Annotated in this window: 14 protein-coding genes and 1 pseudogene; 5 read left to right on the top strand and 10 right to left on the bottom strand. The window is 65.7% G+C overall.

The genetic code is table 11. The features are described from left to right. The first annotated feature begins 94 nt into the window (after positions 1–94). The gene (gene thiL, locus DV709_RS10355; RefSeq protein ID WP_117594373.1) at positions 95–976 is read left to right on the top strand and encodes a thiamine-phosphate kinase; all 882 of its coding nucleotides are present in this window, start codon (positions 95–97) and stop codon (positions 974–976) included. Positions 977–1018: 42 nt separating this feature from the next. On the opposite strand, the gene DV709_RS10350 is transcribed toward thiL, so the two are convergent. The 3 genes from DV709_RS10350 to DV709_RS10340 form a co-directional block, all read right to left on the bottom strand. Next, on the bottom strand, positions 1019–2179 hold the full coding sequence (locus DV709_RS10350; RefSeq protein ID WP_117594372.1) for a site-2 protease family protein: 1161 nt from the start codon (positions 2177–2179) through the stop codon (positions 1019–1021). Positions 2180–2453: 274 nt separating this feature from the next. Further along, a complete protein-coding gene (locus tag DV709_RS10345) occupies positions 2454–2702 on the bottom strand; it encodes a DUF7123 family protein (protein WP_117595281.1) in 249 nt (82 codons plus the stop codon). 306 nt (positions 2703–3008) lie between these two features. Next, the gene (locus tag DV709_RS10340; RefSeq protein ID WP_117594371.1) at positions 3009–3800 is read right to left on the bottom strand and encodes a molybdopterin synthase; all 792 of its coding nucleotides are present in this window, start codon (positions 3798–3800) and stop codon (positions 3009–3011) included. A gap of 157 nt (positions 3801–3957) precedes the next feature. Here DV709_RS10340 and pyrH point away from each other — a divergent pair, with 157 nt between their 5' ends. From pyrH to DV709_RS10325, 3 genes are all read left to right on the top strand, one after another. Beyond that, positions 3958–4677 carry a UMP kinase gene (pyrH, locus tag DV709_RS10335; RefSeq protein WP_117594370.1) on the top strand — a complete coding sequence of 240 codons (720 nt, stop codon included), beginning with the start codon at positions 3958–3960 and terminating at the stop codon, positions 4675–4677. Continuing rightward, complete coding sequence (gene lysS, locus DV709_RS10330) at positions 4674–6365, top strand: lysine--tRNA ligase (RefSeq protein ID WP_117594369.1); 1692 nt, start codon at positions 4674–4676, stop codon at positions 6363–6365. Before pyrH ends, lysS begins: the two co-directional genes overlap by 4 nt. A 153-nt stretch (positions 6366–6518) precedes the next feature. Further along, positions 6519–8306 carry a site-2 protease family protein gene (locus DV709_RS10325; protein WP_117594368.1) on the top strand — a complete coding sequence of 596 codons (1788 nt, stop codon included), beginning with the start codon at positions 6519–6521 and terminating at the stop codon, positions 8304–8306. A gap of 42 nt (positions 8307–8348) precedes the next feature. Here DV709_RS10325 and DV709_RS10320 read toward each other — a convergent pair whose 3' ends face one another. Both DV709_RS10320 and DV709_RS10315 read right to left on the bottom strand, forming a co-directional pair. After that, positions 8349–8870, bottom strand: coding sequence for a PadR family transcriptional regulator (locus tag DV709_RS10320; protein WP_117594367.1), 522 nt, complete (start codon positions 8868–8870; stop codon positions 8349–8351). Positions 8871–8947: 77 nt separating this feature from the next. Beyond that, entirely contained in the window at positions 8948–9817 is an 870-nt protein-coding gene (locus DV709_RS10315) for a formate/nitrite transporter family protein (RefSeq protein WP_117594366.1), read from the bottom strand. Positions 9818–9938: 121 nt separating this feature from the next. On the opposite strand from DV709_RS10315, the gene DV709_RS10310 reads away from it, so the two are divergent. Further along, positions 9939–11471 (top strand): heme-binding protein, encoded by a 1533-nt coding sequence (locus DV709_RS10310; protein WP_117594365.1) that lies wholly within the window; start codon positions 9939–9941, stop codon positions 11469–11471. A gap of 42 nt (positions 11472–11513) precedes the next feature. Here DV709_RS10310 and DV709_RS18190 read toward each other — a convergent pair. The 5 genes and pseudogenes from DV709_RS18190 to DV709_RS10285 form a co-directional block, all read right to left on the bottom strand. Then, a pseudogene (locus DV709_RS18190) lies at positions 11514–11690 on the bottom strand (HVO_2922 family protein); the annotation flags it as partial. Between the two features lie 409 nt (positions 11691–12099). After that, positions 12100–12435 (bottom strand): DUF7344 domain-containing protein, encoded by a 336-nt coding sequence (locus DV709_RS10300; RefSeq protein WP_117594363.1) that lies wholly within the window; start codon positions 12433–12435, stop codon positions 12100–12102. Between the two features lie 446 nt (positions 12436–12881). Next, complete coding sequence (locus tag DV709_RS10295; RefSeq protein ID WP_117594362.1) at positions 12882–13934, bottom strand: aldo/keto reductase; 1053 nt, start codon at positions 13932–13934, stop codon at positions 12882–12884. A 302-nt stretch (positions 13935–14236) separates the two neighbouring features. Beyond that, positions 14237–15529 (bottom strand): MFS transporter, encoded by a 1293-nt coding sequence (locus tag DV709_RS10290; protein WP_117594361.1) that lies wholly within the window; start codon positions 15527–15529, stop codon positions 14237–14239. Beyond that, entirely contained in the window at positions 15526–15804 is a 279-nt protein-coding gene (locus DV709_RS10285; protein ID WP_117594360.1) for a hypothetical protein, read from the bottom strand. Before DV709_RS10285 ends, DV709_RS10290 begins: the two co-directional genes overlap by 4 nt. Positions 15805–15849: the final 45 nt, after the last annotated feature.

Genomic DNA, 15849 nt, shown 5'->3' with positions numbered 1-15849 from the left:
ACGCGGTAGCCGTGGTACTGTGCGATCGACTCGCACGAGAACGCGACGCCGGACGCCTCGGTGGCTTTTTCGCGCCGACGCCGAAAGGCCGAGCATGGACGAGCGGACGGCGCTGCGAACGTTGGCGGCGGAACTCCCGGCGGCCGGTGACGACGCCGCAGTCGTCGACGGACTGGTCGTGACGACCGACATGCTCCACGAAACGACGGACTTCCCGGCGGGAACGACGCGCTACACCGCCGGGTGGCGGTCCGTCGGCGCGTCGCTCTCTGACGTCGCCGCGATGGGCGCGGACGCCGTGGCGGCCGTCGCCGCGTACGCCGCGCCCACGTTCGACGAGGACGAACTGGGTGCGTTCGTCCGCGGGGCCCGCGACGTCTGCGAACTCGTCGGCACCGAGTACGTCGGCGGCGACCTCGACACGCACGACGAGTTCACGACGGCGACGACGGCCATCGGCCGGACGGACGACCCGGTGCTTCGGTCCGGCGCGAAGCCGGGCGACCTGCTCTGCGTCACCGGCACGCTGGGGCGGTCGGCGGCCGCGCTTCGCTCCTTCGAGCGCGGCGACATCGAGCGGGGCAACGACCTCTTCCGGTTCGAACCGCGTGTGACCGCGGGCGCGGTACTCGCCGACTACGCGACGGCGATGATGGATTCGAGCGACGGGCTCGCGCGGTCGGTCCACCAGCTGGCGGAGGCGAGCGACTGCGGGTTCGCGCTCGACTCCGCGCCGATTCCGGTCGACACCGCCGTCGAGGACGCGACCGACGGTGAGAGCGACTACTGGGAGTCGGCGCTTCATTTCGGCGAGGATTTCGAGTTGGTGTTCACGCTCCCCGAGTCCGCGCTCGACCGCGCGACGTCGGCTTCACCGGTGCCGGTCGCACGCATCGGACGCGCCACCGAGTCGAGTGCGGGGGTAACACTCGACGACGAGTCGCTTCCGGACCGCGGGTACACGCACTCGGCGTAGCGCCGCCGACGCGAGCGTCTCGGCTCCCCGGCTCTCGGACTCTCACGCGCTCATCAGCTGAATCGGCACCAGCATGAAACACAGCAGGCCGAGCGCGAAGGTGAACACGCCGACGAGCTGTCGCTTCCAGCCGATACCGGACTCGTCGATGGGGTGGGCGGGGCCGTTGATGGCGATGAACAGCGAGAACAGCCCCCAGAAGGCCCACAGGCCGACAGACTCCTGGAGGCCGAGGTCGCGAACGTAGTAGAGGTAGCCCGCGAGGCCGAACAGGCCGAGCGGAACGAGCGTCGCCACGGTCTCCTGTCTCCGTCCGAGCATCGCGCGGACCATGTGGCCGCCGTCGAGTTGACCGACCGGCAAGAGGTTCAACACGGTGAAGAACATCCCCACCCAGCCGCCGATGATGACCGGGTTCACCGTCTGCGGATAGCTGTAGTCGCTCGGTTGGCCGAGGAACGTCGCGATGAGGTCCAGCAGCAGCGGGTTGTTGAACTGGATGACCTCGGTGCTCCCGACGAACACGCGCTCGGGAATCGTGATCGGGTCGAGCGACAGGCCGATAGCGGTGACGAGAACCGTCGCCGCCAACCCGCCGAGCGGCCCGGCGACGCCGATGTCGAACAGCGCCTTCCGGTCGGGCATCTGCCCGCGCATTCGGATTATCGCGCCCATCGTGCCGAACGGGAAGATAAAGGGAATGAGATACGGCAGCGAGACGTCGACGCCGTGGTAGCGACCCATCACGTAGTGGCCGAGTTCGTGCGCGCAGAGGACGCCGAGCACGGCGGCAGTGAAGGGCCACGCTTCGAGCGCGACCAGCGGGTTCTCCTGAATCTGGCTTACGGGGATGTAGTACCACGCGTACGCGCCGACGAACAGCGTCGAGGTGACGGTCGCGACGAACAGCAACAGGTTCTTCCAGGGGACGCCCTCGAGGCCGACCGAGAGGGGTTCGGCGACGAGCACGTCGAGTCCGTCGTTCGTCCGTGCGAGCCGAACGTCGTAGCCCGCTTGTCGGAACGAAGGCCAGACCTCTTCGAGCAGCGAGCGGCGCGAGACGAGCGACTCGCCGTAGTACAGCAGTCTTTCGTCGTCCGTACGTACCTCACGAACGTAGAACACCGAGCCGAGTTGTTCGAGCGAGGGACCGTCTGCGGGGGCGGCCGCGGGGCCGTACGGAGGGCTATCGGCCTCGTCCATCTGATACTACGTCTACCGCACAGAGGAGTATAAATCCGGTGTCGATGCCGACGAAGGCCCGACGACGCCGGGTGTGTCGGCGTCGGGAGAGGTGCGTGTATCAGCGTCGGGAGAAGTGCGTGTATCGGCGACGGGAGAGGCGGTGCGTGTCGTCAGCGGAGTGGTGGGAAGTAGGCCGCCGTCGTCCGGAGACGAAGGAGTTGCATGGTTCGCGAGCGGTGTCGAAAGGCGAGGACCGTCGCCGAAACGGGTCGCGGGGACCGGGGTGTTACGCTTACGAGGTGGGGGCGACGCGCCAGGTGGTCGCGCTCGTGTACGACCACTTCTCGATGGTGAGCTCGTGGGTAGAGTCGCGGAGTTTCACCATCAGCGCGCCGATCTCTTTGGGCGAGAGACCGACCTCGTCCGCGATGAACTTACCCTTGAAGTACAGTTCCCCGTCTTGGGCTTTCTCGACGAGATACTGCTTGAGTCGGGTCTCTTTCGAGCGTCCGTCGGTGGAGGGGTTTGCTGTTGCGCTCATTTTCGTTCTGACCTCGTTCACCACATGGCCGGTAGAGATGTTATAAAGGCAGGAACGTTAGCCACAGTTCGGCCTCTTTCAGGCTGAAGCGACGCAAAGGATTCGTTTTACGACGTTTTTTCAGCCCCTTAGAACTTTTACAAGTGGTTTTGAGCCTATTATTCGATATCTATAATACAAAAAAGAAAGGTCAGATTAGCTGGTTGCTGGACCGTTTACGGGCGACAATAGCGGCTTTTAGCACTCCCAACCGCCCCGAAACAGTGGTCGAACGAGGAGAATGTTGCCTCGACACGAAAGTAGCGGCTATCTGTCGTGAACCCAGAAGTCCGACTCGACTGTGGTCTCCTTCTTGAAGATGGGGACCTCGTCCTTCAGACGGTTGATGCCGTCTTCGACGGCGCGGAACGCCTCGGTTCGGTGGCCGGCGAGGACGACGACGAAGACGATGTCCTCGCCGTCTTCGATGACGCCCGTTCGGTGGTGCATCAGTACGCGTTCGACCCCGTCGCGGGCTTCGATGTCGCGTCTGATCTCGGAGAGTCGTTCCTCGGCGACGCCCTCGTACTTCTCGAACGTCAGCCGCGTCGTCCGCGGGTCGTCGTCCGCGTCCTTCGCCCGCACGCGACCGGTGAACGTCGCAATCGCACCGGCGCGATCGGCGCGCGGGTCCCGCTTGACCCGCTCGACCAGTGATTCCAGCGTAACGTACGGTTCGAGCGCCTCGATACGGGAACTGAGGTCGTCGAGGTCGACCTCGTCGAGCGACCGTGCCGAGAGAAGCGGAGCGCGCGAACTGTCGTCAGGCGCCGACTCGCTGCCGAGAACCACCGTCGGTAGACGATTCGACTCGAACCCGGCGAGGAGCGCGAAGTCGTAGTCGGTGGCGAGGTGGTCGAGCAGTTCGTCGCGCGAGCGGTCGCGGCCCGCGCCGACCCAGACGCCGTCGTCGGAGAGACCGTACGACGCCGCCGAGTCGGGTGCGGGGTCGCTGCCGTCGGGGAGCCGTTCGACCGTCGCGACGCGGCCGTCGAGTCGCGCGGCGAGTCGCTCGGTGAGCGTCGTTGCGCCCGGACCGACGACGCAGAGTGTGCGCATACCCGGAAGACGGGGGACCGAACGGCTTTAGTGTTGCTCAGCGAGGCGTCGACGACGCTCGGGGGCGAACCGACACCACGCGAGACGGGTGTTCTCGCACCGCGGAACGTGGCGGAGTTGATAACCCTTAAGACCGAATCCCAGCAACCCGGTTGCAATGAGAGTCGTCATTTCTATCGGCGGAAGCGTCCTCGCGCCGGAGCTCGACGCCCGCCGGGTCGAGGCCCACGCCGCCGCAATCGAGTCACTCGCCCGCGAGGGCTGCGAACTCGGCACCGTCGTCGGCGGCGGCGGAGTCGCTCGCGAGTACATCGACGCCGCGCGCGGCCTGGGCGCGAACGAGGTCCAGTTGGACCAGATCGGTATCGACGTGACGCGCATCAACGCGCGCCTGCTCATCGCCGGCCTCGGCGCGGGCGTCAACCCCGCTCCGGCGCACAGCTACGAGGACGCGGGCGAGGCCATCCGTCGCGGCGACATCTCCGTGATGGGCGGCGTCGTCCCCGGACAGACCACCGACGCGGTGGCCGCGGCGCTCGCCGAGTACGTCGACGCGGACCTGCTCGTCTACGCGACGAGCGTCGACGGCGTCTACAGCGCCGACCCCCGAAGCGACGACGGCGCCGAGAAGTTCGAGGAGCTCACGCCCGAGGAACTGGTCGGCGTCATCGCGCCGATGAGCACCGACGCCGGCTCCTCCGCACCGGTCGACCTGCTGGCGGCGAAACTCATCGAACGCGCCGGGATGCGCACCATCGTCCTCGACGGCACCGAACCGCAGCGACTCGAACGCGCGGTGCTCCGCGGCGACCACGAGGGGACCGACATCGTTCCCGCGGGCGCGGGCACCGAACCGACGTACTGGTCCCAGCGATGAGCGTCGACGACGACACCGAACCGACGACCGTCGACGACCAACCGACGACCGCCGCCGACGACGAAGGTGGGCGGGAAGAGGGTGACGACGCCCACCACGCGTTCTGGGCCGACGAGGTCGCCGACGAGATTCTCGCGCGCGACCCCGACGAACCCATCGTCGTCAAGGGCGGCATCTCGCCCTCGGGCGTCGCGCATCTCGGCAACTTCAACGAGATTCTCCGCGGCTACTTCGTCGCGGAGGTGCTCCGAGAGCGCGGCTACGAGGTCCGGCAGGTGTTCACGAGCGACGACAAGGACCCGCTCCGGAAGCTCCCCCGAAAGCTCGCCGACAAGGAGGGGAACATCGTCGGTCTCGGCGACGTCGACGCGGGCGCGCTCGGTCAGAATTTGGGTAAACCGTACACCGACATTCCGGACCCGTTCGGCGAGGCCGAGTCGTACGCGGCGCACTTCGCGGCGCTCATCGAGGCCGACGCCGAGCGACTCGGGGTCCCCGTCGAGATGATATCGAACACCGAACTCTACGCGGACGGCACGTTCGAACCGGTCGTCCGGCACCTGCTCGAAAACGCCGACACCGCGCGAGAAGTGCTCTCCGAGTACCAGAGCAAGGTAGACGACGACTACGTCCCGTTCAACCCCGTCTGCGGAAACTGCGGGAAGATAACCGAGACCGTCACGGCCATCGACCTCGACGCCGGCACCGTCGACTACGTCTGCACCGACATGACCGCAGGTGACAACACCATCTCCGGCTGCGGTCACGAGGGGACGGCGACGTTCCGCGAGGGGAAACTCCCGTGGCGCTTCGAGTGGCCCGCCCAGTGGCAGGTGCTCGGCGTCGACTTCGAGCCGTTCGGCAAGGACCACGCCGAGGGCTCGTGGCCCAGCGGCGAGGACATCGCGCGGAACGTCCTCGGTATCGAACCCCCGGTGCCGATGACGTACGAGTGGTTCACGCTCAACGGCGAACCGCTCTCCTCGTCGGCGGGCAACATCGTCACCGTCGCCGAGGTGCTGGAACTCGCCGAACCCGAGGTGCTTCGGTACTTCTTCGCGCTCAATCCGCGCCGCGCGCGCGACTTCGACCTGCGCCGGTTAGACCTCCTCGTCAACGACTTCGACCGCTTCGAGCGCGTCTACTTCGGCGAGGAGACCGACGAGAACATCGAGGCGCTGGCCGACCGGGCATACCCGCTCCTCGTCGACGAGGTTCGCGAAGACCGGGTCCGCCTACCCTACACGTTCGCCGCGGTGCTGGGGATGGTCGACGACCCCGAACTCCGGGTACAGATGGCGAAGAACGAGGGTCACATCACCGACGAGACGCCCGAGTGGGCCGTAGAAGACGCGATGGAGCGCGTCGAGAAGGCCCGGACGTGGGCCGAGCGGATGGACAACGAGTACAACTACCGCCTCCAGACGGAACTGCCCGAGGTGGACCTCGACGACGACGTGGCCGCCGCGCTCTCGGACCTCGCCGACTTCGTCGAAGAGGGCCACACCGGCGAGGAGATTCAGGGCGAAATCTACGAGGCGGCGAAGGCGCACGACGTGCAGACCGGCGATCTGTTCCAGGCGGGCTATCTGCTCTTCTTCGACCAGACGCAGGGACCGCGCCTTGGCGAGTTCCTCGGCGAACTCGAAGCGGCGTTCGTGGTGAAGCGGCTTCGGCGCGAGGAGTGAGGCGGAGAGTCGAGAGAGCTGATTTCTGTTGGCGGTCGCAGTGCGGGGCGGCCCCGTCGGCCGAAGAGGGGAGCGTGGCGCCGTCGTTGCGGCGGCGGCGACTCGCCGATACAATCCGAACGTCTTTCCCGCTACCATCCCTTTCTTGGGCCAATGAACACGCTGCTGTGGATACTTATCGGCGTGATCCTCTACACGGTACTCGCCCTCGTCCTGCGACAGCTCGGTGTCCTCCCGAGTTCGGTGAAGATGCAAGGTCCCCTGATGACGATACACACGCGTCGGGGCCGCGCGTTTCTCGACTGGCTCGCCACACCGAAACGGTTCTGGCGGGCGTGGAGCAACGTCGGTGTCGGCATCGCCCTCGTCGTGATGTTCGGCACGTTCGTCCTCCTCGTGCTCCGCGGCGTCCAGATCCTCCAGAATCCCCCCGCGCCGACGGCTGTGAACGCCCCGCGGAACGTCCTCGTCATCCCGGGCGTCAACGACTTCCTCCCGCTGTCGGTCGCTCCCGAGATCGCGTTCGGCCTGCTCGTCGGCCTCGTCGTCCACGAGGGCGGCCACGGCCTGCTCTGCCGGGTCGAGGGCATCGACATCGAGTCGATGGGCGTCGTCCTCTTCACGATTCTCCCCATCGGCGCGTTCGTCGAACCCGACGAGGAGAGCCAGCGGAAGGCGAGTCGGGGCGGACGGACCCGGATGTTCGCCGCCGGCGTGACGAACAACCTCGCGGTCACCGCTATCGCGTTGGTGTTGCTGTTCGGTCCGGTGACCGGCGCAATCGCGGCGGCGCCCGGTGCGGCCGTCGGCAGCACGTTCCCGAACTCGGCGGCCGCCGCCTCCGGAATCGACGCCGGCGACCGAATCGTCGGCTTCGACGGCGCGAACGTCACCTCGGACGCGGAGCTCCAGAACGCGCTCGAGGAGAGCGACACCGCGAACGTGACCGTGACGCTCGCGGACGGAACCGAGCGGACGGTGCAGCGCTCGCTTCTGGTGACCGCGATGTCGCCGAACTCGCCGTTGGCCGCCGACGGCAGCGCCGGCGTCGAGACGAACGACACCATCGTCGCCGTCGACGGAACGACGGTCAACACCGAGTCCGGGCTGCGTCAGGCCGTCTCCGACGACCCCGTCGTCACGCTCACCGTCGAAGACCAGCGCGGCGAGGAGTCGAACGTGACCGGCCCGATCGGCGTTCTTCTCGGCGTCTCGCCGGACGGACCGCTGAGCGAGCAGACGGACGTCCCCGGCGGCGAACAGGTCGTCGTCACGAGCATCGACGGCGAACGGACGCTCGACTACTCGGACGTACAGGCGGCGCTCGACGGCGGACAACCGGGTGACGAAGTGAACGTGACCGCCTACGTCGACGGACAACTGCAGACGTACACCGTGACGCTCGCGCCGGCGAACGACGGCACCGACCGCGGCCTCGTCGGCGTGACGCAAGGGCCCGAACTCAGCGGCATCAGCGTCAACAGCCTGGGCGTCGTCTCGTACCCCGCACAGCAGTTCCTCGGTATCCTCGGCGGCGACGTGCAGGGAGGACTGTTCTCGCAGGTGCTGTTCATCCTCTTTCTCCCCTTCGCGGGGACGGTCGTCCCGGGGTTAGAGACCAACTTCGCCGGCTTCGTCGCCGCGAACACGAGTTTCTACACCATCAGCGGTCCGCTCGCGGCGCTGGGCGGCGGCGTCTTCGTCCTCGCCAACGTCCTCTTCTGGGTCGGGTGGATAAATCTCAACCTCGCGTTCTTCAACTGCATCCCGGCGTTCCCGCTGGACGGGGGCCGCATCCTCCGCACCTCGACCGAGGCGGTCGTCTCGCGGTTGCCGGTCGAAGGAAAACAGCAGTTGACGAGCACGATTACGACGGGCATCGGTCTGCTGATGCTCGTCAGTCTCCTGCTGTTGATGTTCGGGCCGCAACTGCTCTCCTGAGCGGGCGGCCTCTCGTTTCCCGTCGCTGCTTCGTTCGGGCGTTTACGACTCGAAGTCGATGCCGTAGCGTTCGTAGAACTCGGCGGGTGTGTCGTCGATTCGTTCGAACGTCTCGAAGTCGCGTTCGTGGTGGCGAATCAACTGCTCGATGATCCACGAACTGAACGTCTCGTCGAACTGCCACGCCTCCTCGGGGCTCTCGACGTCGAACCGACCGTCGGTGGCGAACGCGACGTAGACGTGGTAGAAGCCGAGGATGACGTCGGCGAACTCCTCGGCTTTGCCGCCGGTTTCGACCCGCTTCTCGCGGAGCTCTTCGCGGCCGCTGTCGGTCAGCGCGAAGTACTTCCGGTCGGGTTCGTCCTCGCGGTCGACCCGCTCGGCCCAGCCTTTCTCTTCGAACTTGTAGAGAATCGGGTAGACGGAACCGTACGACGGTTCCCAGTGTCCGCCGCTTATCTCGCGTATCTCCTTGAGAATCTCGTACCCGTACCGGGGTCTCTCGCCCAACAACTCCAGAACCAGATACGAGATGAGGCCTTTCGGTGGGCCGCTTTTCCGCATTGGTTGCCCATCAGGGTGGCGTTGTGAAAGCGTTTCGGTTAGTAGGACTTCGACTGGTCGGTCAAACAGCTGTCGTGTCACTCCCTGTCGGTCGTGTCGTCGCCGAACCCGGACGTCGACCCGGCATCGTAGTCGACATCGACGTCGTCGCCCGCGAGCGCGACGTGGCCGTAGTTGAGCAGCGCGACGAAGACGCCGCCGCCGACGGCGTTACCGAGCGTCGTCCACGTCAGGAAGTGCGCGAACTGTCCGAGCGTGACGCCCTGTCCGAGGAACATCGCCGCGAGCACCTCCGTCGTCCCCAGCAGCGCGTGGTGAAACGGCGCGAATCCGATAGTCGCGGCGACGACGAGGATGATGACGACCCGACTGATGGTGTCTCGGCTCGCGGCGACGAGCCACGTTAGGAGCCCCATCAGCCACCCGGCGACGACACCGCTGGCGGTGATGACCCACCACGGGAACGGGAGGAGTGCCTCAGCCATCGACCCGAACGCCGCCGGGTCGACGATGTTCATCGACGGGCCGAGGGCGGCGATGAGTCCGGCGAAACAGAGACAGCCGACGAGGTTGGCCGCGAGAACGACCCCCCACAGTTCGAGGAGGTCGCGGACCGAGGCGCGGTCGGTCAGCACGGGCAGGACGGCCATCGTCGTGTGCGCGGTGAACAGCTCGGTCTGTCCGATGATGACGAACAGGAAGCCGACGGCGGAGACGCCGCCGAGGGTGAGCTGCTTCGCGAGCGTCGACCCGAAGTTCGGCTGGAACGTCAGCGCCATCCCCATGAACAGCGCGCCGAAACTCACCGTGAGACCCGCGGCGAACCCGGAGATTGCGACGCCTTTCACCGGGCGGTGCATCTCGGTGAGCGCGTTCTCCATCTCCCGTTCGATGATGTGTCGGTACGAGAGAGTCGCACCCGTCGGGTCGTCGGTCGTAGAGGACATCGTATAGTGGCTCGACCGACGCTCTCTGATGTAAAACCAGTTGGGGTGAAATCAGGTGCGGGGGCGGCTCTCCGCGTCGCGACTCAAAACGCCCTTAGTCGACGGGGTCCAACGTCGGGGCATGCCACGAGCGCCGCAGACCGAGGAAGGGTGGTACGCGCTGCACGACTTCCGGAGCATCGACTGGGACGCGTGGCGCAACGCACCCCAGCGAGAGCGCGACCGCGCCGTCGAGGAAGCGGTCGACTACCTCCAGTCGCACGAAGCAGTCGAGGACGACGAGGCGGGCGCGTCGGCGGTGTTCTCCGTCGTCGGTCACAAAGCCGACCTCCTGGTACTGCACTTCCGGCCGACGCTCGACGCGCTGTCGACCGCCGAGCGCCGCTTCGAGCGGACCGCGCTCGCCGGGTTCACCGACCAACCGACGTCGTACGTCTCGGTGACCGAAGTCAGCGGCTACGTCTCCGACGAGTACTTCGAGGAGGGCGCAGACGCCGTCGACGAGGGTCTCCGGCGCTACATCGAGGGGAAGATGAAGCCCGACATCCCCGACGACGAGTACGTCAGTTTCTACCCGATGAGCAAGCGCCGCGGCGAGGAGTACAACTGGTACGACCTCTCCTTCGAGGAGCGCGCCGAGTTGATGGCCGGCCACGGCGACGTGGGACGGAAGTACGCGGGCAAAATCAAGCAGGTCATCGCCTCTAGCGTCGGCTTCGACGACTACGAGTGGGGCGTCACCCTGTTCGGCAGCGACCCGACCGACATCAAGGATATCGTCTACGAGATGCGCTTCGACGAAGCGTCGTCTCGCTACGGCGAGTTCGGGCAGTTCTACGTCGGGCGACGCTTCCCGCCGACCGACCTCGGCGCGTACCTCGACGGCGAACCGGTGCCGACGAGCGAACACGACGGCGCTGGCGACCACCACGGTCACGACCACGGTGAGAGCGGCGGACACCACGGTCACGGTGAGGGCAGCGGTCACCACCACGGCGGCGACAGTGGTCACCACGGCGGCGACGGTGGCCACCACGGTGACGACGGCCACGATAAGGAGTCGACGGACGACGAGGATATTCGCGGCGAACTCACCGACTTGAACATCTACGCCGGACAGCCCCACGGCGAGGACGTGTACGCGACGGTGCTGTACTCGGAAGCCGACACCGACGAGGTGTTCGACGAGGTCGACGGCCTCCGCGGCAACTTCGAACACTACGGGACGCACGTCAAGACGGCCGTCTACGAGGCGAACGAGCGGGGTCGGTCGGCCGTCGTCAGCATCTGGGAGACCCAGAGCGCCGCGGAGACGGCCGCCGGCTTCCTCTCGGAGCTCCCCGGCATCGTCTCGCGCGCGGGCGAAGAGTCCGGGTTCGGCACGATGGGGATGTTCTACACGGTCAAATCCGACCACCGAGAGGAGTTCGTCGACAAGTTCGGCACCGTCGGCGGCCTCTTAGACGAGATGGAGGGCCACCAGGAGACCGACCTGATGGTGAACGTCGAGGACGAAGACGACATGTTCATCGCCAGTCAGTGGCGCTCGAAGGAGGACGCGATGGGCTTCTTCCGCAGCAACGAGTTCCGCGAGACGGTCCAGTGGGGCCGCGACGTGCTGGCGGACCGACCGCGACACGTCTTCCTCGCCTGAGACGACCCGGTTGATTCGGTCGAGTCGCACGACCCAGTCGGCTCAGCGCGTCACGAGCGTCGCTCCCGGCGCGTTCCTTCGGACGCTCTCGATACCGTTTTTCGCGGCCGCCTTCGACGAGTAACCCTCGCCCCCGTCGGCGATGATGTTGCCGTTTCGATGTCGGAGCCGCCAGCGCCACTCGTCGGCTCTGTCGCGGTACAGCTCGAACGTCGCCGCCGCGTCCGATTCGGAGTCGTCAGAATCGGTTCCGGCATCGGCGTCCGGTTCGTGGTCCGTTTCGGGCGTCTCGACCGCCTGGTGCGTCTCGGCGGCTTCGGTCGTTTCGGCCGGGGCGGCTCGACCCCGCTCGTCGGCGTCTTCTGTCGTCTCCGACGCGTTCGCGGTCGATTGCGAGTCGGAGTCGTACCGGCCGATAGTCTCGCCGTCGGCGACGACCGAAACCGAGACGTGGACGTGTGAGTCGGTCATACGATACCGACGACGTCGATGAACGTATTACTTTCCGACGGTTGTCGAGGGTGCGCAGTGAAAGTGGGTGGGTGAGCGCACGCACCGTCGCCTGCCGTCCGATTCGAAGCGAAACGGAGGGGTGCGAGAGCGGGATGCGGATGGCCGGAGCACGCGACTACCGGGAACGGTCCATCGACCGTGCAAACTCGAGATACGGTTCGAGTTCCGACTGCGGGTCGGTCAGTCGGAGACGGCGAGTCCGGCGGTCGTACTGAACGAACGGGGACGCGGTCAGTCTCGGTATCACGGTGTGGTGGAGTTCGAGGCGGAGTCGGCGTCGGTCGTCGAACGGTGTGATCTCTCGACGGAGGAGGCCGTCGACGAGTCGTTCGTACCGGATACCGTCGTCCGACTCGGAGAGGGCGTACAGCACGCCCCGGCGCGAGGGGTCGGCGAGCAACTCGAACACCGTCGACGGTGAGAGCGATCGTTCGGGGTCGTTCGCGGACATTACTGTGGTGAGGCGTGGTCGACGTCGAGGTGCCGACCGAACTGTTTCACCGAGCACGTAGCGACGCTCGTTCTTCGCTGAAGGCTGGACCACATACTGTCAGTTAGTTACTATAATGGCCGACGATATATAACCGGGGCCTCGTGTGGGAGGGTATTAAGTAACCGCGAACGCGGCGCGTCGCGCTCCTTCGACGGCCGTCCGACCTAGTGAGAACAGCGAGAGTGTCTTTGCGACGAGATCCGTCCGTCCGCGACGGAGCCGTTCGAAGACCGCGTTCGTCGAGAGTCGAAGTGGTCTGCTACCTCACCGGAGGTCGCACTGGGCGGCTCTCGGCCGGGCGTCTTCGGCGATGTCGTCGAGTTCGAAGTCGCGGCCGTGGTCGCTATAGTACAGGCGGAACGTCGCTTGCTCGTTCTTCGAGAATTCGTATCGCAGTAGAGGGTTTACAACCCGGCGTTCTGCTTTCCGGTGCCGACCAGGTCCGCACCGTCGACGGAGGAGCGAAGGCTATCCATGCCGTCGTCGCGGGATACGCCGAAGTTATCCTGATACAGCGTCTCGACGCGTTCGACTTCCGCCTCGGAGAGCGGCGGCGTCTCGGAGGCGGCCGCCCACTCGTCGATGTCGTCCGCCGTCCGGAACGTCGGCGTCACCGACGCGACGGCGTCGTGGCTGAGTAGCCACTGAATCGCCGCTTGGCCCATCGTCCGTTCTCCGTCGCGCTCGAGGAACCGAAGCGCTTCGACCTTCTCCCATCCCGTCTCGTACCACTCGTCGGGGCGGAACCCGCGGTGATCACCGGCATCCAGTTCGGTGTCGGGCGTCACCTGTTCGTTCAACAGTCCCGAGGAGTGGGGGACCCGGGCGATGACCGACGTGTCCGCCCCCTCGCGTGCGATGGTGTCGAGGAAGTGGCGTCCGGGAGTCTGCTCGAACACGTTGAACACCGTCTGAACGGCGTCGAAGTCGAGTTCGACGGCGCGGTCACCCTCCGCGAGCCACCCGATAGAGGGGCCGAGCGCCCAACCGAGGGCGTCGACGGTTCCCTCCTCCTGCAGCGATTCGAGCGTCTCGACCACTTCCGGCGTCACTTCGTCGACGTTCGCGTTGTGCAGTTGGAGGAAGTCGACGTAATCGGTGTCGAGCCGGTCTAAGCTCCGTTCGACGCAGGTTCGAATCCACTCGGGGTCCAACCGCTTGGGCAACTCGCCGTGGCCCGCCTGCGGGTGGTTGTAGAAGTCGTAGCCGATCTTCGTCGACAGCGTCACCTCGTCGCGGTGGTCCGAAAGCGCCTTCCCAACGAGTTTCTCGCTGTCGCCGTGACCGTAGACGTCGCCGGTGTCGAAGTACGTGATCCCCCGGTCGAGGGCGTGTTCGATCATCTCGATGGCCTGCTGTTCGGTTCGGTCGCCCCACCAGTCGGTGCCGACGACCCACGCGCCGAAGCCGACTTCGCTCACTTCCACTCCCGAATCGCCCAGCGTTCGGTAGTTCATACCGCGAGCTAAGGTGAGACGACACTTATCGGAACCGGTTCGACCGTCGAAACCGGCAGAACCGACGTGCCGTCGACGTTTCGCGGTCGAGGGCGACCGTCGCCGTCGTCGGCGGGCACCCAGGAGTAAACCACATACTGAGATACGAAATCTCTCGAAGGCCGGTCCGCGGTTCTACAAACAGCTCTTTTCGGCGACTCGGTTGGACGGGTTTTCCGCATCGGTTCTCGACAGCCGGGATTTCCCGACGTGACAAAACAGACTGAGGACGAACGAGTCCAGAAAGGGCCCGGGCCACAACACTAGTCCTCAGACACGACACGAGTTGGCGGTTCAGTAGCCGGAGCGGGTGGCTCGTGAGTCCCGAAGTCGGGATGGGTCTCTTCCATCCAGACGTAGACGATTGCGCCGGAGACGAACATCAGGAGCGCCGTCGTGTAGAACGCGGCTTCGACGTTCACGAACTCCATCGAGAGTCCGATCAGGATCGCACCGACTCCGTAGCCAGCGTCACGCCACATCCGGTAGACGCCCATCCCCGTCGCACGCCACGTCGGATGAGCCGCATCGCCCGGAACGGTCATCAGATTCGGGTAGAGTAGCGCCATTCCGAGCCCGGAAACGCCCGAGAGAACGGCCCACGGGAGATACCCTTCGACGAGTACCATTCCCAGGATACCCGCGCCGGCGAGGAACATGCCGACGACGACGGGCGGGCGGCGACCAATCCGATCCGCGAGGCCACCGGTTGCGATCTGAAAGAAGTACATCGCACTGTGGATTCCGATAACGAGCCCGACAGCCGCGATTCCGAGCCCCCGACCGGTGAGATACAGTGGGACGGCGAGCCAGAACAGCGTGTCGACGAACTTCTCGATGTGACCCGCCTGTGCCGCGGCGAACAGCGTTCTGTCTCCGTAGGTCGCCCGCTTCAGGACCTCGATGAACGGGAGATTCGCGTCGTGGTGGTCGTCGTCGTCGACTTCCACCGCCGCGAGCTGGACCGTCTCCTTGATAAGGAAGATCGAGATGAGGAACGCCAACACGACCACGACAGCGAGGAAGTAGAACGGCTCGGGTCGGAGACTCGTCCGGGCGGCGATGACCCCCGTGACCCAGGCACCGGCGGCGACGCCGCTGTAACCGAACGCCTCGTCGATACCGACGGCCAGCCCTCGCTGCTCGGGACCTGCGATGTCTATCTTGGCGTTGATCGCCATACTCCACGTCAACGCTTGGTTGATGCCGAGGAGGATGTTTCCGACGGTGATCCAGCCCCAACTCGGCGCGAAGATCAGGATGACCGGAAGCGGTAGTGCAGTCGCCCACCCGAGGACGAGCACCGGCTTGCGGCCGTATTCGCCGCCCCACTTGCCGGCGTAGAGGTTGAGCAGCGCCTTGACGAACCCGAACGAGACGACGAACGAGCCGATGACGAGCAGCGACTCGACGCCGAGCACGTCACGACCTAGCACAGGCACGACGGCGCGCTCGGACCCGATGGTCAGGCCCGTCGCAAACACCAGTAGGACGTGTAGCGAGAACTGCCCGAGGTGCTCGCGGATGCCCTGTTTGAGTTCGGTTTCCGTACTCATGAATCACTCAGTCGCGCAGTTGTTGGGACCCGGTTCGGCCGACTCGTCGACGGGGCTGATTCCCGCCCGACGTTCGTCCGCTCGACGCGCTCTCGGGATGCTCCGGGCGTTCGACGCGAGTTCTCGGACGGTGTTCGCTCGTCGCAAACGCCGACGCCGAGACTGTCCGGAACGCGCGACTCCTCGTTGTCTTCGTGACGGATGTCGAGGACGAGCGGCTTACCGTCGCCGTCTCGTAGCTGTTCGTCGAGTTCTTCCGCCGGTGGCTCTCGCATCGGTGTTCCCGGATAAGATTCGTATTTGCATATAGGCGCTGCCGG

It is taken from the genome of Haloprofundus halophilus (assembly GCF_003439925.1).
GTDB classification, from domain to species: Archaea; Halobacteriota; Halobacteria; order Halobacteriales; family Haloferacaceae; genus Haloprofundus; species Haloprofundus halophilus.
The sequence above is the reverse complement of the archived record's forward strand: the minus strand, read 5'-3'. Positions and strand labels throughout refer to the sequence as shown.